At 51.7% G+C, this 19,005-nt stretch carries 22 protein-coding genes; 18 read left to right on the top strand and 4 right to left on the bottom strand.

Annotation, left to right across the window (positions count from 1 at the left end):
• Positions 1-6: 6 nt before the first annotated feature.
• Positions 7-216, bottom strand: coding sequence for a hypothetical protein (locus FD02_RS07885; RefSeq protein WP_056951570.1), 210 nt, complete (start codon positions 214-216; stop codon positions 7-9).
• A gap of 138 nt (positions 217-354) precedes the next feature.
• Between FD02_RS07885 and FD02_RS07880 the strand changes: the two genes are divergently transcribed.
• The 11 genes from FD02_RS07880 (at position 355) to FD02_RS07835 (ending at position 9,812) form a co-directional block, all read left to right on the top strand.
• On the top strand, positions 355-1,047 hold the full coding sequence (locus FD02_RS07880; protein WP_054721812.1) for a 2,3-diphosphoglycerate-dependent phosphoglycerate mutase: 693 nt from the start codon (positions 355-357) through the stop codon (positions 1,045-1,047).
• Positions 1,048-1,142: 95 nt separating this feature from the next.
• Complete coding sequence (locus FD02_RS07875) at positions 1,143-1,442, top strand: hypothetical protein (RefSeq protein WP_056951568.1); 300 nt, start codon at positions 1,143-1,145, stop codon at positions 1,440-1,442.
• Between the two features lie 133 nt (positions 1,443-1,575).
• Complete coding sequence (locus tag FD02_RS07870) at positions 1,576-2,397, top strand: (Fe-S)-binding protein (RefSeq protein ID WP_056951566.1); 822 nt, start codon at positions 1,576-1,578, stop codon at positions 2,395-2,397.
• A 1-nt stretch (position 2,398) separates the two neighbouring features.
• A complete protein-coding gene (locus tag FD02_RS07865) occupies positions 2,399-3,871 on the top strand; it encodes a LutB/LldF family L-lactate oxidation iron-sulfur protein (RefSeq protein ID WP_056951564.1) in 1,473 nt (490 codons plus the stop codon).
• Entirely contained in the window at positions 3,868-4,569 is a 702-nt protein-coding gene (locus FD02_RS07860) for a LutC/YkgG family protein (RefSeq protein ID WP_054721818.1), read from the top strand. The genes FD02_RS07865 and FD02_RS07860 overlap by 4 nt, the downstream gene beginning before the upstream one ends.
• Before the next feature lie 111 nt (positions 4,570-4,680).
• Positions 4,681-5,334: a histidine phosphatase family protein gene (locus tag FD02_RS07855; RefSeq protein ID WP_054721820.1), complete on the top strand. Its 654-nt coding sequence runs from the start codon at positions 4,681-4,683 to the stop codon at positions 5,332-5,334.
• Between the two features lie 229 nt (positions 5,335-5,563).
• Positions 5,564-5,815, top strand: a complete 252-nt coding sequence (locus FD02_RS11525; protein ID WP_235806702.1) for a hypothetical protein — start codon at positions 5,564-5,566, stop codon at positions 5,813-5,815.
• Positions 5,745-6,719: an ABC transporter substrate-binding protein gene (locus FD02_RS07850; protein WP_056951562.1), complete on the top strand. Its 975-nt coding sequence runs from the start codon at positions 5,745-5,747 to the stop codon at positions 6,717-6,719. Before FD02_RS11525 ends, FD02_RS07850 begins: the two co-directional genes overlap by 71 nt.
• Before the next feature lie 398 nt (positions 6,720-7,117).
• Complete coding sequence (locus tag FD02_RS07845) at positions 7,118-8,068, top strand: ABC transporter substrate-binding protein (RefSeq protein ID WP_056951559.1); 951 nt, start codon at positions 7,118-7,120, stop codon at positions 8,066-8,068.
• A 27-nt stretch (positions 8,069-8,095) separates the two neighbouring features.
• Entirely contained in the window at positions 8,096-9,007 is a 912-nt protein-coding gene (locus FD02_RS07840) for an ABC transporter permease (RefSeq protein ID WP_054721827.1), read from the top strand.
• Position 9,008: 1 nt separating this feature from the next.
• On the top strand, positions 9,009-9,812 hold the full coding sequence (locus FD02_RS07835; RefSeq protein WP_054721830.1) for an ABC transporter ATP-binding protein: 804 nt from the start codon (positions 9,009-9,011) through the stop codon (positions 9,810-9,812).
• Between the two features lie 49 nt (positions 9,813-9,861).
• Here the strand turns inward: FD02_RS07835 and FD02_RS07830 are convergent, their stop codons facing one another.
• On the bottom strand, positions 9,862-10,752 hold the full coding sequence (locus FD02_RS07830) for a LysR family transcriptional regulator (RefSeq protein WP_054721831.1): 891 nt from the start codon (positions 10,750-10,752) through the stop codon (positions 9,862-9,864).
• A 134-nt stretch (positions 10,753-10,886) separates the two neighbouring features.
• Here FD02_RS07830 and FD02_RS07825 point away from each other — a divergent pair, with 134 nt between their 5' ends.
• A complete protein-coding gene (locus FD02_RS07825) occupies positions 10,887-12,716 on the top strand; it encodes an FAD-dependent oxidoreductase (RefSeq protein ID WP_056951557.1) in 1,830 nt (609 codons plus the stop codon).
• Between the two features lie 236 nt (positions 12,717-12,952).
• Here the strand turns inward: FD02_RS07825 and FD02_RS07820 are convergent, their stop codons facing one another.
• A complete protein-coding gene (locus FD02_RS07820) occupies positions 12,953-13,570 on the bottom strand; it encodes a KpsF/GutQ family sugar-phosphate isomerase (RefSeq protein WP_054721834.1) in 618 nt (205 codons plus the stop codon).
• A 1-nt stretch (position 13,571) separates the two neighbouring features.
• Positions 13,572-14,201: a beta/alpha barrel domain-containing protein gene (locus FD02_RS07815; protein ID WP_054721836.1), complete on the bottom strand. Its 630-nt coding sequence runs from the start codon at positions 14,199-14,201 to the stop codon at positions 13,572-13,574.
• A 362-nt stretch (positions 14,202-14,563) separates the two neighbouring features.
• Between FD02_RS07815 and FD02_RS07810 the strand changes: the two genes are divergently transcribed.
• Genes FD02_RS07810 through FD02_RS07785 form a run of 6 tightly spaced genes read left to right on the top strand, consistent with a single transcriptional unit; the run spans position 14,564 to position 18,960 of the window.
• Positions 14,564-15,049, top strand: a complete 486-nt coding sequence (locus FD02_RS07810) for a PTS sugar transporter subunit IIB (RefSeq protein ID WP_054721838.1) — start codon at positions 14,564-14,566, stop codon at positions 15,047-15,049.
• Between the two features lie 17 nt (positions 15,050-15,066).
• The gene (locus tag FD02_RS07805; protein ID WP_054721840.1) at positions 15,067-15,819 is read left to right on the top strand and encodes a PTS mannose/fructose/sorbose/N-acetylgalactosamine transporter subunit IIC; all 753 of its coding nucleotides are present in this window, start codon (positions 15,067-15,069) and stop codon (positions 15,817-15,819) included.
• A complete protein-coding gene (locus FD02_RS07800) occupies positions 15,816-16,682 on the top strand; it encodes a PTS system mannose/fructose/sorbose family transporter subunit IID (protein WP_054721841.1) in 867 nt (288 codons plus the stop codon). The genes FD02_RS07805 and FD02_RS07800 overlap by 4 nt, the downstream gene beginning before the upstream one ends.
• A 12-nt stretch (positions 16,683-16,694) precedes the next feature.
• A complete protein-coding gene (locus FD02_RS07795) occupies positions 16,695-17,627 on the top strand; it encodes a phosphoglycerate dehydrogenase (RefSeq protein ID WP_054721843.1) in 933 nt (310 codons plus the stop codon).
• Positions 17,628-17,637: 10 nt separating this feature from the next.
• On the top strand, positions 17,638-18,048 hold the full coding sequence (locus FD02_RS07790) for a PTS sugar transporter subunit IIA (protein WP_054721845.1): 411 nt from the start codon (positions 17,638-17,640) through the stop codon (positions 18,046-18,048).
• Positions 18,049-18,072: 24 nt separating this feature from the next.
• Positions 18,073-18,960 carry a dihydrodipicolinate synthase family protein gene (locus FD02_RS07785; protein WP_054721847.1) on the top strand — a complete coding sequence of 296 codons (888 nt, stop codon included), beginning with the start codon at positions 18,073-18,075 and terminating at the stop codon, positions 18,958-18,960.
• The last annotated feature ends 45 nt before the right edge of the window (positions 18,961-19,005 follow it).

The following is a 19,005-nucleotide window of genomic DNA, read 5'->3' as shown; positions in this document are numbered from 1 at the left end:
CGCGGGCTATCCCCGCGGGTGCCGAATCCGGTCGATGAGGTGCAGAATTAGCGCCAAGGCGCCGCCGAATAGCACGAGATCCATGATGCCGTGCACGATCGACCAAGCACCAGAGCCGTTGACGGTGGCGCGCAGGGCCGGGGAGTTGGCGTAAATCAGAAAATAGGCGATGCTGGCAAGCCACAGCACCGTGATGGTGGGCCAAATTTTTTTCATGGGGGTCCTCTTTTCCGCTTTGCGTCCATTATAACGAAGTGGCTGAAAGCAGTCGCGTTTTTTCTGAAAGTATAGTAGACTGAGGAGTTGTAAAAACTGTCACTAGCTGGCAAATTATAAAAGTGAGGTAATTCTCGAATGGCAAAATTAGTGCTGATCCGTCACGGTCAAAGTGAATGGAACTTGTCCAACCAGTTCACTGGTTGGGTGGATGTCGACCTGAGCGAAAAAGGGGTTGAAGAGGCCAAGGCGGCTGGGCGCAAGCTCAAAGAAGCCGGTTTGGAATTCGACCAGGCATACACTTCCGTTTTGACCCGCGCGATCAAGACGCTGCACTACGCGCTTGAAGAATCCGGCCAGCTCTGGATTCCTGAAACGAAGACTTGGCGCCTGAACGAACGCCACTATGGCGCATTGCAGGGCCAAAACAAGGCTGAAGCAGCGAAGAAGTGGGGCGACGAACAGGTGCACATCTGGCGTCGGTCTTACGACACGTTGCCACCCCTTTTGGACGCTAACGACGAAGGCTCTGCGGCCCAAGATCGGCGTTACGCCAACCTGGACCCACGCATCGTGCCAGGTGGTGAAAACCTCAAGGTCACCTTGGAACGGGTTATCCCATTCTGGGAAGACCACATTGCCCCAGACCTGCTGGCCGGCAAGAACGTCATCATCGCGGCGCATGGTAACTCTCTGCGCGCCTTGACGAAGTACATCGAGAACATTTCCGACGAAGACATCATCAACTTGGAAATGGCGACCGGCGAACCTGTCGTTTACACGTTTGACGACAAGCTGGCAGTCACGGACAAGACTAAGCTGGGCAAGTAATTGCCTGCAGACACCAACCGCTGACCGGTTGGTGTTTTTTTGTGCCGGTTTTTGGCCGGGGTAGCGTATACTAACATCACAGGGGGAGTGATGACATGACTGATAACGACGTGGCCTTGATTGGGGATGTCTTGACGCGCATTTGTGGGCAACTCAAGATTCATTCGAGTTCGCTGGCGTTTTTGAACCACCAATTCACTGCGGCAGAAATCGATCAGATTAATCAGTTCATGATGCGGCAAATGCTGGCGGATACCGCGGTGTCCCCGGCCACCTTGGCGCGCCTGTTGCAGGCCGTGCACCCGCAGCTGCCCGACGCGGATTCGGAGAATATGGCGGCGGAGCTCATTCAGTCGTGGCTGGATGAAGGCACATTTAAGGGCATCCTCGCTTAAGCGAACCACCGGAGACGGTGGCTTTTTTTCTGCGCGATTTTGCCGCAACCGCTTACTTTAACTGCTTGTTTGCGTTATACTCACATTAGAATGAATATCAAACCGTCATTATTCTAATCTGGAGGATAAGCCAATGAAAGTGGTTATTTTTTCCACCTGCGTGGTCGACCTCGTCTTTCCAAACGTTGGCAAGGCGATGGTAGAGGTGTTGGAGCGCTTCGGCTGCGACACCGAATTGCCCAGCCGGCAGATTTGTTGTAGCCAAATTACCAATAATTCCGGCTACGTGCGCGAAAGCCAGAAGGTCATGCGCAACGAAGTCGATTCGCTGCTCAGCATCGACGCCGATTATATCGTCGGGCCGGCCGGCTCCTGCGTCAACATGTTGAAGGAATACGTGGTGCGCCTGAGAGACGACCCGGTGTACCTGGAAAAGGCCAAGGTGCTGGCGGCCAAGACCTACGAGTTCTCCCAGTTTCTCTATTATGTGCTGGGCGTCTCCAATGCCGGCGCTGAGCTCGACGCGACGGCGACGTATCACCGCTCCTGCCACATGACGCGCCTGTTGGGTGAGCGCCACAGCCCGTATGCCTTGTTGGCGCGGGTGAAGGGCCTGAAGCTTTTGCCGTTGCCGAATCTGGAGAATTGTTGCGGCTTCGGCGGCATGTTTTCGATGAAGGAGCCCGAGATTTCTAAGCAAATGGTCGACGAAAAAGTCGATTCCGTCTTGGCCACCAACGCGCAGGTCCTGATTTCCTGCGATCCGGCGTGCCTGATGAACATCGGCGGGCGCTTCAACCGGCGCGGCGAAAAGATCACCATCATGCATCTGGCCGAGGTGTTGAACCACAACGTTGACATGAGCCGTGTGACCTACGTCAAAGACGACCCGCTGACGCTTGCCGAGTGGCCGCATGACGCGGGGATGACCGCAGAATTGATCAAGGAGGCGTAACATGGCAATCGCATATTCCGATAAACCGTTCAAGGTGCGCCTCGCCGAATCCGAACAGGACACCTTCATGCAAAAAGCGGTGGCCAAGGCCCAAGACGCGCAGTGGACGAAACGGACCGCCTCGCGCAACGAGCTTGGCCACTGGGAGCAGTGGCGTGAGCTCGGCCAGCAGATTCGCCAACACGTGGTGCGCTACTTGCCCGATTACCTCGAAGAATTCGCCGACAACGCGGAAAAGCGCGGCGCGCATGTCTATTTTGCCCGCACCGACAAAGAAGCCGCGGCCTACATTCGCGAGTTGGCCGAGCGCAAGCACGTGCAGCATGTCGTCAAAAGCAAGTCGATGGTCACCACCGAAATCGACCTCGACCAGGAATTGCTGAAGATTCCGGGGCTGTCGCTGCTGGAAACCGACCTCGCCGAGTTCATCCTGCAAGAAGACGACTGGGACGAGCCGACGCACATCGTGTTCCCGACCTTGCACAAGAACCGCGACCAGATTCACGAGATTTTCGCCAAGATTGGCTACAAAGGCGATAATGATCCGCAACACATGGCCCGGTTTGCCCGGGAATATCTGCGCGCGTCGTTCCTCAAGGCCGACATGGGCATCACCGGCTGCAACTTCGCCGTCGCCGACACTGGCATGGTGAACCTCGTGACCAACGAAGGCAACGGCGATTTGACGATGGCCATTCCGCCGACGCAGGTGGTGGTCATGGGGATGGAACGCCTCGTGCCTAGCCTGAAAGAGGCCGAGGTGCTCGACAACATGCTGGCGCGCTCGGCGGTGGGCCAAAAACTCACCAGTTATTGCTCGTTTAGTAGCGTGGCCGCGACGGGGGAAAGCGACGGGCCGACGGAGTATCACATCGTCATCGTCGACAACGGGCGCATGAACGCGCTCGGCGGGCCATTCGAGGAAGTCCTGCAGTGCATTCGCTGCGGTGCCTGCCTCAATGTCTGCCCGGTGTATCGCCACATCGGCGGCCATGGCTACGGTTCGATTTATCCAGGGCCAATCGGGGCGGTGCTGTCGCCGGTGCTGCGGGGCTACAAGCAATTCGGCGACTTGCCGTTTGCTTCTAGCCTGTGTGGTGCCTGCACGGAAACCTGTCCGGTGAAAATCCCGCTTCATTCGCTGTTGATCAAACACCGCGAAGTGATGATGAATGAGCTGCACATGGACACCGGGCTGAACAAGGTGACCTACAAGGCGCTCGGGCTGGCGACGGGGACGCCGGCGATTTTCCACATGGGCATCAGCGTCGACCACAGCATGACCGCGCTGTTGAGCCACCATCAGGAGCCAACCGCGCAGAATTACTTCATGGGCGACGGCATCATGTCCAAGCTGCCGTTTATTCTCGGTGGCTGGACGGTGATTCGCGACATGCCGCGGCCGCCGCGGGCCAAGGATAACTTCCGCAGCTGGTTCAAGCAGCACAAGCAATTGCAGGAGGCGGGCCGATGAATGACAATCGAGAGGCGTTTTTAAACGCCATTGCCGAAAAATCTGGGCGGCCGCGGCACCAGTTGCAGGACCACCCGTTTCAGCCGTTAAATGATTTGCCGGAAACCACGCTGGCGGGGAAGTCGCCGGCGGAGCTCTTGGCGTTGGCCAAGCAAAACAGCGAAGCCGTGCACGTGACGTTTCTCACCAGTGCGCAGGCGGACTTACCGGCGGCGCTGTCTGCCTACTTAGCCAATCAACAGCCCAAGACCTTATTGTTACCCACCGATGAGCGGCTGGCGCAATACGGCTTAAGCGACTGGGTGAAACAGGTGACGCCTACGCCGCAATACTGGGTGCCAGGGGCGAGCCGCGAGGATAATCTCAACGCCGCGGCAACGGCGGATGTGGCGATCGGCTGCGCCGATATGTTGCTGGCGGAATCCGGGACGATCACCGTTGCCACCACGCCGGGGCAGGGCCGGGCGTTTCACTTCCTGCCGACGCATTACCTGGCGCTGGTGCCGGCCAGTCGCATCGTGCCGCGGTCGCGCCAGGCGATGGATTATTACGACGCCGAGCTCAAGGCCGGCCGGTTGACCACGTCGAACATCAACTTCATCACCGGGCCGTCGAATTCCGGTGATATCGAAATGGTGCTGGTCGTCGGCGTGCACGGGCCGTTAGACATGACATATCTGGTGGTCACCGACGCGTAAGCGCGGTGCCCTACCGACAAACGGGATTGGCCTGCGGCCAGTCCCGTTTGTTTGTCCGCCTTTTTCCGCCGGCTGTTTCGTGTATACTAGGATGCAGAAACGGAGGACATCATGACGACTTTTTACTTTGTGCGACACGGGCAAACACTGGTGAATGTGAATAATGGCTTTAATGGTGGCATCATCGATAAGCCCTTGACGGCGCTGGGGGTCAGCGGCGCCAAGGCGGTGGGTCACGCGTTAAGCCAGGTGCGCTTTACGCAGGTCTTAACCAGCAACATGCCGCGGACGTTGACCACGACGGCGCTCATCATGCAGGAGAATCACTATGCAACGCAGACGCCGGTGCAACCGGTCAACGCCCTGCGGGAAATGGTGCTCGGCAGCTGGGAAGGCAAAACCGCCGAGGAAAACAACGATCCGGCCGGGTTAGACCTGTTCTTCAATGATTTTCCGCGATTTGATGCCGAGGTCGCGCCGCGCATCGGGGCCGAACCTTTCCAACACGTCGCCGAGCGGACGCTACCGGTAATCCAAACGGCGGTGGCGGCGCATCCCACCGGGACGATTCTCGTGGTCGCCCACGGCTTGGTGTTCCGCATGTTGCTCAACGCCTTGCAAGGCCGCACTTGGCCCGAGGCGAAGGTCGGGGACATCATGCGCAACGCGACGATTACCACCTTCACCACGCGCGACGGTCAGCATTTTGCCAAGGGAGCCTGGGATGTCGACCCAGCGGACTTCACCGTGCCCGCTGCGAAATAATTTGAAATTAAGCTTGACATGAGAAAACACTAACGGTATTCTCATCACATACCAGTTCAACTGGTCAGTGCAAACAAAAGGAGTGTTGACGATGTTACGATTCCGCCAAACCCATTTGAATAACGCCTATTACTACGGCTATTACGGATAGCTGGTTTGCTTGGATGCAAACCAGCGCAGGTTTGCATCCATGATAGGCGTAGCACTTTAAGCTGACATTAACCGCCACATGGATGAACGTAGATTCCTCCATGTGGCGTTTTTCTTTTCCGGAAAAGAAATTGCCGGCCACTGGAGCAATCTAGTGGCCGGCTTTTGTTTTGGGGCAACCGCGGACGGCCAACCGCGCAAGCCGAAACCAACGACAACCAATCATCGCGCAATCGCGCAACCACCAGGAGGGTATTACCATGAAAATGAAAAAATTGAGCACTTTGTTAATCGCTACTGCCGCCGTTTTAAGCCTCGCCGCCTGCGGTAAGAAAACCGCCGCCAAGTCCGACACCGTTAAGGTCGGCATCCTGCAACTCATCGACCAAAGCGCCTTGAAAGACGCCAAGAACGGCTTCATGAGCGAACTTAAGGCAGAAGGGTACACCGGCAAGAAAATTAAGATTGATTTTCTCAATGCCAACGGCGACCAAAGTAACCTCAAGTCGATGAGCGACCGCCTCAAGTCGGACAAAAACGACTTGAACCTGGCCATCGCCACCCCGGCCGCCCAGGCGCTGCAAAACGCGGACAAGGACACGCCGATGGTCTTCACCGCCATCACCGACCCGAAGTCGGCCGGCCTCACCAGCAACGTCACCAAGCCGGATAAAAATGCCACCGGGGTCACCGACATGGTCGACGTCAAAGGCCAAATCGACTTCACCCACAAGCTGTTCCCCAAGGCCAAGACGATTGGGCTCTTGTACAACGCTGCCGAAGCCAACTCTGTGTTCCAAATCAAGATTGCGAAGGCCGAAATCAAGAAGCTGGGCCTGAAGGTGGTTGAAAAGACTGCCGCCACCACCAACGACGTGCAACAAGCAACCGAAGCCTTAGCCGCCAAGAGTGACGCCATTTACATCCCAACCGATAACACCGCGGCCGCGGCGATGGCCACAGTCGGCAAGGTCTCCGAGAAAACCAAGACGCCGGTTGTGAACGCCGACGCCACGATGATCAAACTCGCCGGTGTCGCCACCGTCGGCATCAACTACCACGACCTCGGCAAGCAAACCGCCAAGATGGCCGTCAAGATTCTCAAGGGCAAGAAGGTCAGCAGCATGGCTATCGAGAAGCCAGCCAAGACTCGCCTGGTCACCGACGCTTCCCGGATGAAATTATTTGGCCTGACCCAAGCCCAAGTGGAAGCCGCAGCAAAGGCGGTGCAATAGGCTTTTAGTGCTCCCAGAAGTGAAGAATCGCCGGTCGTGCGACCAAGTTTTCTCAAACTGTGCTTGACATGAGAAATAGGTGAGTGTAATCTCAGAGACAATCAGAACCGCTTAGTTTGTCGAAGGAGTGTTGAACATGAATCGAACTCAGCCAACACAACTAAATCGCACCTTTTTCGCCGGCTTTTTCTTCGGATAGCGGTTCGCATCATGGATGTGGACCGCGGGTCTACATCCATGATGGCCGGCACCACTTAACGTGCAATCACGCCACATGGACAGGGATTTTCTCCATGTGGCTTTTCTTTTCCCGGGAATTGACAAGCCAGTCACGTGGAGGCATCCAGTGACTGGCTTTTCTGTTGGCCATTGATTAGACAATTTCTGGGAGTAAAAAAATGAAACTATCTCGTGTACTTGTTGCCGTCGCCGCCGTTGCCGCCTTGGGGCTGGCCGGCTGTGCCAAGCAGGCCGCCGCCAAAGACGATACCGTCAAGGTCGGCATTCTGCAGTTGATCAACCAAACCGCGCTGGATGATGCGCGCAAGGGCTTCACCCAAGAACTGGCGCGCCAAGGCTACAAGGGCAACAAGATCAAAATCGATTACGTGAATGCCAACGGGGATCAGGCCAACTTAAGCACCATGGCCCAGCGCCTTGCCAAAGACGACAACGATGTCAACTTAGCCATCGCGACGCCGGCGGCTCAGGCCATGCAAAAGGCTGACGCCAAGACGCCACTGGTCTTTACCGCCGTCACCGATCCGGTGGCCGCCGGCGTCGTCAAGTCCATGAGCCACACCCGCACCAATGCCACCGGCGTCGTCGATCTGGTCAACATCGCTAAGCAAGTCAAGTACATGCACCGCGTTTTCCCCAAGGCCAAGACCATCGGCATGGTGTATAACGCCTCCGAGCAAAACTCCATCGTGCAAATCAAGGACGCCAAGAAAGCCTGCAAGCAACTTGGGCTCAAGGTCGTGACGCGCACGGTGAGCTCGACCAACGACGTCGAGCAAGCCACGCTGTCGGTCGCGCGGGCAAGCGACGCGATTTACCTGCCGACGGATAACACCATGGCCGCGGCGATGAGCACCGTCGGCAAGGTGTCTAAGCAAACCAAGGTGCCAGTCGTGGCCGGCGCCGGCACGATGGTCGAAGCCGGCGGGGTCGTCACCCAAGGGATTAACTACAAGGACCTCGGGGTGCAAACCGCCAAGCTGGCCATCAAGATTCTCAAAGGTAAAAAGGTCAGCAACCTGCCGGTCGAAACCCCGGCCAAGGTCACGGTGATCAAGAACGAAAAAATGATGCAGTTGTTTGGGCTCTCTGACGCAGACGTCGAGTAACCCGCAAACCAATAGTTGGAGGACATGATGAGTATTATCACCTCGAGTGTGTCACAAGGATTCTTATGGTCAATCATGGCGATTGGCGTGTACCTGACGTTTCGGATTTTGGACATCGCCGACATGACGGCTGAAGGGAGTTTTCCTCTCGGCGCTGCGGTGACGGCCCGCGCCTTAACCACCGGTCACGGCCCGATTGCCGCCACGCTTTACGGCTTTATCGCCGGGGCGCTGGCGGGGTTAGTCTCCGGGTTGTTGCACACCAAGCTGAAAATTCCAGATCTGTTAACTGGGATTTTGACCATGACCGGGTTATATTCCATTAACCTCTGGGTCATGGGCCTGACGTCGAACCTGTCGTTGACCACCGACCCGAAGCTCAAGACGATTTTCTCGCGCTTCCCAGTGGGGGATGACACCACGACGGTGATCGTCATCGGCGCCATCATTGTGGTGATCGTCATCGCCTTGCTGGTCATGTTCTTCAACACCGAAATGGGGCTGGCCGCTCGCGCCGTCGGCAACAACCAGGCGATGAGCGCCGCCAACGGCATCAACAACGACAACATGAAAATCATCGTCTACATGGTGTCGAACGGCTTGATTGCCTTGGCCGGCAGCCTCATGGCCCAGTCCAATGGCTACGCCGACGTCAGCATGGGGATCGGCACCTTGGTCATCGCCTTGTCTGCCATCATCATCGCCGAAATCTTCCTGCACAACTTGAGCTTCGGGATGCGCCTCGTCACCATTATCGGCGGCGCGATTATTTACCGCCTGATCATCGCGCTGGTGCTGGAACTGGGAGTCGACCCGAACTACCTGCGCCTGTTCTACGCGTTGATGCTCGTGTTGTTCCTGGCTATTCCAACCGTGCAGAATCGCTTCCGCCAGTGGGAACAGCGCCAGGCCAATCGCAAACGGATGTCGGAGGATTAACATGCCAGCCTTAGAAATCAAAGCACTGCATCAGTATTTTGAACAAGGAACCGTCAACGAAAACCACGCGCTGCAAGGCATCGACCTGACGCTTGAGCCCGGCGAATTCCTGACCATCATCGGTGGGAACGGCGCCGGCAAGTCGACGCTGCTTAACAGCATCGCCGGGTCGCTGCCGGTGACCCACGGCCAAATCAAAATCGCCGACCACGACGTCACCTACCAAACCGTCGCCAAGCGCGCCAAGCTAATTTCCCGGGTGTTCCAGGATCCCAAATCCGGCACCGCCCCGTTGCTGACGGTAGAAGAAAATCTGAGTCTCGCGCTGCGGCGCGGGGCTTGGCGCAACTTCTGGCGGCCCGGCGTGAAGAAAAGCGACCGCGCCTTGTTCAAGGAAAAACTCGCCAGCCTCAACCTCGGTTTGGAAGACCGGTTGAGCGCGGAAATCGGCCTCTTGTCCGGCGGCCAGCGCCAAGCCATTACCCTCCTGATGGCGACGCTACAAATGCCCGAATTATTGCTGCTGGACGAACATACCGCGGCGCTTGACCCGCAAACCAGTGCCACGGTGATGCAGCTGACCGACCAACTGGTGCGTGCGCAGTCCATCACCACGCTGATGATTACCCACAACATGCAAGACGCGATCAAGTACGGCACCCGGCTGATCATGCTGGACCACGGCCGCATCGTCGTCGACGTCGGCGGGGCCGAGAAGCAAGGCCTCACCGTACCGGATCTGATGCGGATGTTTAAGGAACAAAGTGGCAGCGAGCTGACCGATGATGCGGTGCTGCTGAGTTAAACGATAAATGAGGTGAGCCAACGCGAAGTTGGCTCACCTCATTTTTTGATTAGTGAAAAATGCGCTGAGCGCAGGCGATGAATTGCTTCAGCACCGGATCGTCGATGGGCTTCAACACCGCCATGCCATAGGTGTAAGGGCGCCAACCTGGGTAATCCAGCGGAATCACACGAAAGTCCGGCGCATCGGCGCGGCTGGCGGCCGTCACCATGATGGCGATGCCTAAGCCGCCTTTCACCAGCGTATGATCCAACATGATGGAGTCCGAGTACAGATAGTTGGCGTTAGGGCAGGCTTTTTGCAGGAGTTGCTGAATGGCAAACTGGCGTGGCGGGCATTGGTTGGCGTTGAGAAAAATCAGTGTCTGGTCAGCCAGTTCAGTGATGTCGATGGTGGTGTGGTTGGCCAGGGGATTGCTGGTGGGCACGATGCAGGCAAACCGGCCGGTAATCAAGGGGATGAAGGCAATATTTTGGTCGTCTTGAATGCTGTCCTGCATCGGAAAAGTCACATCGCACTCCTGATTAAGCAGATGTTGCCGCAATAAATTGTGATCAAAGTTCTCGAGGTACACATGCGAAGCAGGATGCAACTTATTGAATTCCTTGATAAGTTTAGGAAATTGCTGCAACTCGTAATAGGTCTCCGTGTAGCCGATGGATAAGGTGGCGACGTCACGCTCCTGGGCGACCCGCGCGGTTTCCACGGCGGTGGTAAACTTGATCAGCAATGGCTGAACGTTGGTGTAGAGGACGTGGCCACCTTTCGTCAGGGAGACTTGGCGTTTCGTGCGTTTAAAGAGTTTGAACCCGACTTCTTGCTCCAGTGAGTTGATGGCTTGGGTGACGGCCGGTTGGGTGAGGTGCAAGTTCTTGGCGGTTTGCGAAAAATTCAGTGTCTCCGCCAAATTCGTGAAGAGTTTCAAATGATCCATGTTCATCGTGAACGCCTTCTTCTCATAAGCTTCCGTTATTAATCATAACATTATTCAATTATATTGAAAGCGGTTTATGTGCTACGCTGTTCATAGATTCACAGGTACCCCATACCTGTTCAGTATAGGAGGAAAACTTTATGGCTAATTTGAAGTCTGGTACGTATCACGTTGTGGCGCAAGGCTACGAGAACAATTCGACCAAGTTACGTGTCGACATTGATCATAACCGCATTGAAAAAATTACAGCGGAAAAAGAGATTGTGCCGAATACGCTAGAAGACGCCGTGTTCACGCAGATTCCCGAGAAGATTATCAAGGACCAAACGTTAGATATCGATGCGCTGACTGGCGCGTCATATTCCAGCAAGGGCCTCTTGAACGCGGTTGGTGAGGCGGTTAAACAAGCCGGCGGAAATGTTGCGGACTATCATCAGCGGACCGCAGCGCCGAAGACGGCATCGACCACCACGACCGTAGCAGCGACTGCTAACGATGATTATCAAAATTGGCGGCAGGCTCCGGCGAAAGTCGACAAGGTCATCGACACTGAATTTTTGATTATCGGTGCTGGTATCGCCGGGTTAGCCGCTGCCGTGCAGGCGGCACAAGATGGCGTCAAAGTTACCGTCCTCGAGAAGAACGCCTTTGTTGCCGGGAATGGCGGCGGTGTTGAAGGCATCTTCGGGATTAATACCGACATGCAAAAAGCGGCCGGCATCCACGCCGAAAAAGAAGACATTATCTCTCGGGAAATGGAACTAGGCCAATACCGGGCTGATGGCTCATTTTGGGTCGACCTGGTCAACAACTCGGCTGAAAACATCGACTGGCTGGTTAAGCAGGGCGTACAACTGACGCATGTGGATCGTTATCACGACACCTGCATGTTCCCAACGTTCCACTGGTTCAAGGGTGGCTTTGCCTCTATCGGCTACGTGCCTTATATGAAGGCGCGCGCTGATGAACTTGGGGTCAAATTTATCCTCGACACCAGTGCTACGAGCATTATTCGCGACGGCGAGCGTGTCGCTGGCGTTTACGCCGATAGTCCAGATGGAACGCTGCAGATTAACGCTAAGGCGACGTTGCTGGCCACTGGTGGGGTCGGCCACAATGCTGAACTGATTGCCAAGCAAGGCTGGCAAACTAAGAACCTGCATTACTGCTCGATGCCAAGTAATACTGGCGATGGCTATCAAATGGCCATGTCGTTAGGGGCCAAGGATATGTTGCTGGAATCGCCAGAGTTCATGATGAACTACATTCAGGCCTTGCCGCATGAAGGCGTGCACCTGTACATCGATCCGATTAATGGCTTCATGTCATTGCCAAGCGGTGGCCCAGTGGTCTTCGTCAACCAGGACGGCGCGCGGTTCGTCAATGAAAACGTCAAGAAGGACAACTTGTTGTATCAGCGGATGGCGATCAAGTCGACCAAAGTCACCTATGAAATCTTCAGCCAGAAGATTTATGACCAAATCACGGCTGGGGTCGATGGGGCCGATGAGGTCCTGGCCAAGGCGGTCGAAACTAACGAAGGCAACTCGCTGTTCAAGGCGGATAACTTTGCGGACCTCGCCAAGGCAGTCGATTTACCAGTTGATGCCGTGGTCGACACCTTGAAGCAATACAACCGGTTTGCCGCCAACGGGAAAGATGAGGAATTCAACAAGGATGCCGATATGCTGGTGGCCTTGGATGAAGGCCCATTCTACATTGCACGGTTGGATCCGTCGAACCTGATTGGCATCGGCGGGGTCGGCTCTAACCGGAAGTTTGAAGTCATCACTGACGACTTCGAGAAAATTCCTGGTTTGTATGTCGCTGGTATGGACAGCACCATGCAGTATCGTGACGTTTATACCATCACGCTTGGTGGTTCTGCCTGTGCGCATGACGTCAACTCTGGCCGGCACGCCGCAATGAACGCCAAGGCGTATATTGCGAGTCAAGCGGTAACGGCTTAACCGGGCTAAGTCGTACATTTTGTTATATAAGGTGATCGCAGAATGCGATCACTTTTTTTGAATTCGATCAGATTGTACTTTAGCAGTTTAATAGTTTTCGTTAATTTGATGAGGTGGCCATGGATCATTATAAAAAAGCCAGAAAGAACTCTAATCATGAGTTCTTTCTGGTTAGTCTATGTTGTGATGATAGGTTTCTGTATTGGGTATATCTGAGCAGTTGGTTACTGAATACTTTAAACTGCAGTTTCGCCGTTCAACAGCTGTTTACCTAAAGCACCTCCAGGGTGAAATCCTGCAAAGTCTCGTCGAGTAAAGCCTTCTTGGCGAGCTATTGTTAAGGCGATTGCATCTCCAAGAACCAGTGCTTCAGTTGAGCTACTCGTTGGCGCCAAACCGAGATCATCTGCTTCATCAGTGACGGGAAGCACGATTGCGATATCGCTTAATTTTGCAAGGCTAGAGTTTGATGAGCGTGATATGGAAACGATTGTCGCGCCAATCCGGCGGATACTGGGAATAGGTGCCAGTGACTCTTTCGTTTCGCCAGAATTACTGATCAAAATTACAACGTCTTCTCGTTTAATCATTCCCATGTCGCCATGCATTGCTTCTGTTGCGTGTACGAAGAAGGCAGGAGTGCCAAGGCTTGCAAAAGTTGCAGCTAATTTAGCCCCTATATGACCAGTTTTGCCGACACCTGAGAAGATTACTCTACCCTGGCACTGTTCAATTACTTTAACAACTTCTTCAACGTTCGGATCCACATTTTCTACGGCGTATTTGACAGCAGAAAGTTCACGGGTCATGAATTCTTGAACGTCATCCCGAGTTGATGTATGTGCTTCTTTCATATTATTTCGCCCGGAATGCGTCAATCTTTGCTCGGATCTCAGACGCACTCTTTGCAATGTCCTCAGGGGTCCCCTTCGAAAGAGCACCGCCAATGCCGACAACCTCAACACCTGCTTCGAACCAAGCTGTGATATTGCTGGCATTAACGCCGCCCGACTCCAGCATTGGCAAATCAGGAATTGGAGTTTTAATTGTTTTAATAATTTCTGGACCGAGAAGCCCACCATATGGGAAGTACTTAATAAATGTAGCACCAGCACGAAGCGCATGCATTGCCTCAGTTACTGTACTGCATCCGGGTGCGTACGGAATCTGGTATTCGTTAGCAAGCGACATAACATCTTGATCAAAAATTGGCGAATAGATAAATCCAGCGCCATGGGAAATTGCATCCTTAGCTGTAGCTCCATTATTCACAGTACCAGCACCGACCAGCAATTTGTCTCCAAATTTTTGATGTACAGCATCAATCGCCATAGGTGCGTCAGAGTTAGTATAGCTAATTTCCATTACTGGGACGCCGCCCTTTAGGATGCCTTCTGCAATTTCTAGTACTCGTTCAGGTTTTGCCCTGACAACTGCCAATGCTCCACTATCAAGAATACGTTTTGTGTTTTCAAATTTTTTCATACTACTTTCACCTCCACTAGTATCATCCCACCTGCGCATTTTTGCCACCATGGTCATTTGGAACAAAAGATAAGCAGATTATTGTATGTTTGAATACAGCGCTTACACAGATGGACATTCCGTTTAGTATTCTTTCAAAAATTTTCTGAACTTTACAACGGATTTTGGGCCTTATGCCTGATGCGACAAGTGTTTCACATGTGCAAAATCCTGGGGATATTATGAAATGAAAAAGTGATAATTTGCTCAATACTTCAAACCGTACAAATTTGGAAGCGCTTTTTGTTCTCTTGTACTATGGCTAAAAAATGAAAGCGATGTCAGAATGAAGTCGTTGTTGAAAGCAGAAAGGGGAGATACATATGTCAATTGAATTAACACGTGTCGACTTTCGACTAATCCACGGTCAGGTTATCACGCGTTGGGTTAAACAGTGTGACATCAATGAAATCGTGACGATTGATGATGTTACAGCGAAGGATGAATTCATGGTCGATGTCTTTAAGATGGCAGCACCTAAAGGTGTTAAAATCAAAATTTTAACTGTTGAGCAAGGAATCGCCGCTCAGAAAAATGGAGACTTCGATAAGGCTCACGTAATGTTACTGTTCAAGAGTGTGGAGCAGATTCATAAAGCTGTGATGGGTGGTCTTTCGTTGCAGGAAGTACAAATTGGTGGATTGGGAGGTGGACCAGGTCGCAAGGCGGTTAACAATGCAATTACGCTTGACAGAAAGGATGCAGATGATCTTTTGGAAATTGAATCCAAAGGAATAAAAGTCTATCTGCAGACTACTCCTGATTATCCATCTGAGTCGTTGGCAAATGCTGTTGCAAAGTTAGATTAATAATTGGAGGATGAGCCATGCTATTCAAAGCATTTTTAGTCGGCATCATTTATTGGTTGTCGATGGGTCGGACTGCGTATTTCGTTTCTTTCGCGTTCCGTAAGCCTGTTGTTCTAGGGGTGTTCATCGGATTGGTGTTTGGGGATGTACAAAAAGGGCTGCTTTACGGAGCGACAATCCAGTTGCTATATATGGGCGGGATTGAAGCCGGGGGGAATATTCCAAGTGACCAAGGATTGGCTGCCTGTATTGCGATTCCCGCTGCGTTAATGAGCAATTTGAATCCCTCTGCAGCTGTTGCATTAGCTGTTCCATTCGGTGTATTGGGCGTCATGCTGAATAATGTACGTCGCACATTTAATTCTTTCTATACAACGTATTCGGACAAGTTGGTAAAGGAACATAAATATCGCACTTTATCGTATTTCTCATTCCTTATTCCTTGGGCAACGAACTTCGTACTTTATTTTACGCCTGTTTTCGTCGCAACCTACTTCGGTTCCGGATTAGTTAAGGCATTCATTAATGCGATCCCGACCTGGGCGATGGATGGTCTGGCAAACGCTGGTAATATGTTGCCAGCGTTAGGGTTTGCTCTCACACTTGTAGTCATGGGGAAAAAGCAGTACATTCCGTTCTTCGCACTTGGCTTCTACATGTATGCAGTAATGGGCTTCTCAATGCTGACTGGGGCGGTGTTCGCTGTCTGCTTCGCAATGATTTCGTCGCTGTTTAAGCAACATGATGATGATGAGGAGGATTACGCATGAGTGAAGAAGTAATGACACCAGAAACGTCACAAAAGGTAACGAAGGCTCCAACTAAAAAGGTGACCAAGCGTGACTTGTTCTGGGCATGGTTGAAATGGACAACTGCCGTTGAAGTTCCCGTTAGTTTTGATCGGATGCAAGCGCTTGCTTTTAGCTTTTCATTGAATAAGATTCTACGCAAGGTTTATAAGGATCAGCCAGAAGAACTTGAAGCTGCCATGGCGCGTCATGTGCAAATGTTTAACACCAATTGCGACTGGGGGAGTATCATCCACGGTATTACTATTTCGTTGGAAGAGCAACGGGCTATGGGTAATGAGGAGGTAACTCCTGAGATTATTAATTCCTTAAAGATTGGCCTTATGGGACCGTTGGCCGGTATTGGTGACAGTGTCGATCAAGGTATTGTTGCTACGATTCCTCTCGCAATTTTTGTGCCAATGGCACTGAAGGGATCGATTCTCGCAGCTTTCATTCCAGGCTTAATCTATATTGCTTGGTCGTATGGATGGTCATGGTTCCTTTTCAATAAAGGATACTCACTCGGGAAAAGTTCCGTTTTAAGTATTCTGCATTCTGGTGCGATTAAAAAGGTTATCGATATTGCCAGCATTGTTGGATTGTATATGATTGGGTGTCTGTCAGCTGCTTATGTGAAATTTCCAATTGCATTACAGTTCAAGAATAGCAATAGTACCGTAAATGTTCAGAAGATTTTAGATGGAATGTTACCTGACTTATTACCGTTCGCCTTAGTATTAGGAATGTATTTCTTTATCGTTAAGAAGGGTCCTCATTATCTTGGGATCATCATCGCAACGATGGTATTGGCGATTGCGCTGACATTCTTGGGAATTATGTAAAGGAGAATTATGTTGAAAGTATTAATTACCCCTCGAGGGTTTGCTAATAATGGATTGAATCAGGTTGCCAAAATGAAGGCTGCTGGTTTGACCGTTGACTATAATGATACCGGGTTGCCATACAGTCCTGAAGTATTTTTGGAGAAAGCTAAGGATGCCTCCGCCATTATTGTTGGTGTAGATAAGGTTGACAAGGCCCTGATTGATCAGTGTCCTAAGTTAAAAGTCGTATGCAAGTTTGGCGTTGGAACGGATAACATTGACGTTGAATATGCTAACCAGAAGAACATTTACGTTGGCCGTACAGTTGGATCGAACTCGTTGGCAGTAGCTGAACACGTAATGGCATTCATGTATGCCACAGCCAAGAATCTATACGCTACTATTAAGGAAGTAAAAGAAGGCCGTTGGGATAAACCGACAGGTTCTGAATTATTTGGGAAAACTTTAGGGATTATTGGTTTTGGCGCTATTGGGAAGCATCTGGCACGTCAGGCTGTCGGTGTAGGTATGACTGTCAAGGTGAACGATGTGTTCGATATTCCTCAAGATATACTAAATGAATATCATGTTACGAGTACTACTCCTGATGATATCTACCAGACGGCGGACTATGTTTCACTTCATCTTCCTCTCCTGGAGAGCACACGCAATACCGTGGGGAAAAAACAGTTAGAAGAAATGAAGGAAAGTGCAGTTTTGATTAATGCCGCTCGAGGTGGCATTGTGGATGAAGGCGCATTGTATGAAGCTTTGAAGAACCATGAGATAAGTGCGGCATGCTTCGACGTGTTTACAACCGAGCCCCCTGCCGCTAATGAGCCTTTACTTCAGTTAGATAATTTCTTCCTGACGTCACATACTGCTGCACGGACAGTCGAATCTGACGTTCGTACATGTGAGATTTCTACTGGCATTGTGCTCAAACAGTTAGGATTGGCTTAGGGGGTAAAGTATGTCGACAGTAAATATTGTGGTTGCAACACATGGACACTTCGGGGTTGAGCTTGTGAAATCAGCTGAGATGATTGTTGGAAAGACGGAAAATGTATACAACTTATCTCTAATACCCGGAGAATCGTTTGAACAGTTTACTAAAGAAGCTACTGATCTGCTAAGCAGCTTGAAGGGACAGACCTTAGTTTTTGTCGATCTTTTTGGTGGTACGCCATCCAATGTGATGACCGCACTGACGCGAAAATATGATCATAAAGTAATCACTGGATTAAACTTACCAGCTTTCATTGACTTGTATCTTAAAGTCTCGATGGATTCGGATTCAGATATTGACGAGTTGGTTCCTCATGTCATTGAAACCGTGAAAGAAAGTGCAGTGTTTACTAACGACAAGCTGGACGGAGAGTAATGCATTACAAGGAGGTAAATAATAGTGTTTACAGGGATTATTACACCAATCGTGACACCGTTTCATCGAGATAATGCGCAGACCATTAACCTGAATGCCATGCATCTTCTAGTTGATCATTTAATTACACATGGTGTTTCTGGTATTTTCCCTCTTGGCAGCAATGGAGAGTTCCATGTTGTGTCTGATGATGAACGAATTGCATTTGCAAGCGCTGTGATTCAATATGTTGATCATCGGGTGCCTGTTTATGTCGGAACAGGTGCATGTTCAACCGGGGCAGCAGTGTCCATGTCACAACGAGCAGAAGCTGCCGGAGCGGATGCGCTTTCTGTCATCACGCCATACTTTATTAAGCCAACGGATGATGAGCTTGTTGATTATTTCAGTACTGTTGCCGCGAGTGTCCACATTCCAATTATTCTCTACAATATTCCGAAGAGCACCGGGTGTAATATTCCTGCGACGGTTGTCGAGAAGCTTGCAAGGATCGACAATATTCAGGGAATAAAGGATAGCAGCGGTAATCTTGAGAATCTTCAAAGCTATATTGACGTGGCTGAAGCTACAGGCCTTCACGTTCTTATTGGGTCTGATTCGAAGATTTCACAGGCATATGAAATGGGCGCAAGTGGAGCCATCGCCGGTACGAGTAATTTGATAACTGACGTCGTTGTTGGGTTGGATCATGCTTTACGTTCTGGTGATAAAGAGCGCGCAAAGGAACTACAGGCTGAGTTAGAGCCGCTACGTGCAGCATTGAAGCTAGGCACAGTGCCTTCTATTCTGAAGCGGGCAATTGAGTTATCAGGAATTGCTCCCGTAGGCCCTGCACGGTTACCCGCTCATCAGCCAGATGCTGACACAGATAAACAGATTCTGATGATGCTCAAACATTACGGGCTGAAATAACAATAGTAAGATTGGTCGTAATGAGCATAAAACTGGTAAACTGGT

It is taken from the genome of Lacticaseibacillus nasuensis JCM 17158 (genome assembly GCF_001434705.1).
In the GTDB taxonomy this organism is placed as follows: domain Bacteria; phylum Bacillota; class Bacilli; order Lactobacillales; family Lactobacillaceae; genus Lacticaseibacillus; species Lacticaseibacillus nasuensis.
This window is presented reverse-complemented; position numbering and strand designations above follow the sequence as displayed.

What these genes read in the sequence shown, in the direction of transcription:
- FD02_RS07815 (WP_054721836.1), bottom strand. Translation starts at nt 14,201, where the DNA reads ATGAAAAAATTTGAAAACACAAAACGTATTCTTGATAGTGGAGCATTG.
- FD02_RS07835 (WP_054721830.1), top strand. Translation starts at nt 9,009, where the DNA reads ATGCCAGCCTTAGAAATCAAAGCACTGCATCAGTATTTTGAACAAGGA.
- FD02_RS11525 (WP_235806702.1), top strand. Translation starts at nt 5,564, where the DNA reads ATGGATGAACGTAGATTCCTCCATGTGGCGTTTTTCTTTTCCGGAAAA.
- FD02_RS07845 (WP_056951559.1), top strand. Translation starts at nt 7,118, where the DNA reads ATGAAACTATCTCGTGTACTTGTTGCCGTCGCCGCCGTTGCCGCCTTG.
- FD02_RS07790 (WP_054721845.1), top strand. Translation starts at nt 17,638, where the DNA reads ATGTCGACAGTAAATATTGTGGTTGCAACACATGGACACTTCGGGGTT.
- FD02_RS07880 (WP_054721812.1), top strand. Translation starts at nt 355, where the DNA reads ATGGCAAAATTAGTGCTGATCCGTCACGGTCAAAGTGAATGGAACTTG.
- FD02_RS07875 (WP_056951568.1), top strand. Translation starts at nt 1,143, where the DNA reads ATGACTGATAACGACGTGGCCTTGATTGGGGATGTCTTGACGCGCATT.
- FD02_RS07800 (WP_054721841.1), top strand. Translation starts at nt 15,816, where the DNA reads ATGAGTGAAGAAGTAATGACACCAGAAACGTCACAAAAGGTAACGAAG.
- FD02_RS07825 (WP_056951557.1), top strand. Translation starts at nt 10,887, where the DNA reads ATGGCTAATTTGAAGTCTGGTACGTATCACGTTGTGGCGCAAGGCTAC.
- FD02_RS07870 (WP_056951566.1), top strand. Translation starts at nt 1,576, where the DNA reads ATGAAAGTGGTTATTTTTTCCACCTGCGTGGTCGACCTCGTCTTTCCA.
- FD02_RS07865 (WP_056951564.1), top strand. Translation starts at nt 2,399, where the DNA reads ATGGCAATCGCATATTCCGATAAACCGTTCAAGGTGCGCCTCGCCGAA.
- FD02_RS07810 (WP_054721838.1), top strand. Translation starts at nt 14,564, where the DNA reads ATGTCAATTGAATTAACACGTGTCGACTTTCGACTAATCCACGGTCAG.
- FD02_RS07850 (WP_056951562.1), top strand. Translation starts at nt 5,745, where the DNA reads ATGAAAATGAAAAAATTGAGCACTTTGTTAATCGCTACTGCCGCCGTT.
- FD02_RS07830 (WP_054721831.1), bottom strand. Translation starts at nt 10,752, where the DNA reads ATGAACATGGATCATTTGAAACTCTTCACGAATTTGGCGGAGACACTG.
- FD02_RS07885 (WP_056951570.1), bottom strand. Translation starts at nt 216, where the DNA reads ATGAAAAAAATTTGGCCCACCATCACGGTGCTGTGGCTTGCCAGCATC.
- FD02_RS07820 (WP_054721834.1), bottom strand. Translation starts at nt 13,570, where the DNA reads ATGAAAGAAGCACATACATCAACTCGGGATGACGTTCAAGAATTCATG.
- FD02_RS07805 (WP_054721840.1), top strand. Translation starts at nt 15,067, where the DNA reads ATGCTATTCAAAGCATTTTTAGTCGGCATCATTTATTGGTTGTCGATG.
- FD02_RS07855 (WP_054721820.1), top strand. Translation starts at nt 4,681, where the DNA reads ATGACGACTTTTTACTTTGTGCGACACGGGCAAACACTGGTGAATGTG.
- FD02_RS07840 (WP_054721827.1), top strand. Translation starts at nt 8,096, where the DNA reads ATGAGTATTATCACCTCGAGTGTGTCACAAGGATTCTTATGGTCAATC.
- FD02_RS07860 (WP_054721818.1), top strand. Translation starts at nt 3,868, where the DNA reads ATGAATGACAATCGAGAGGCGTTTTTAAACGCCATTGCCGAAAAATCT.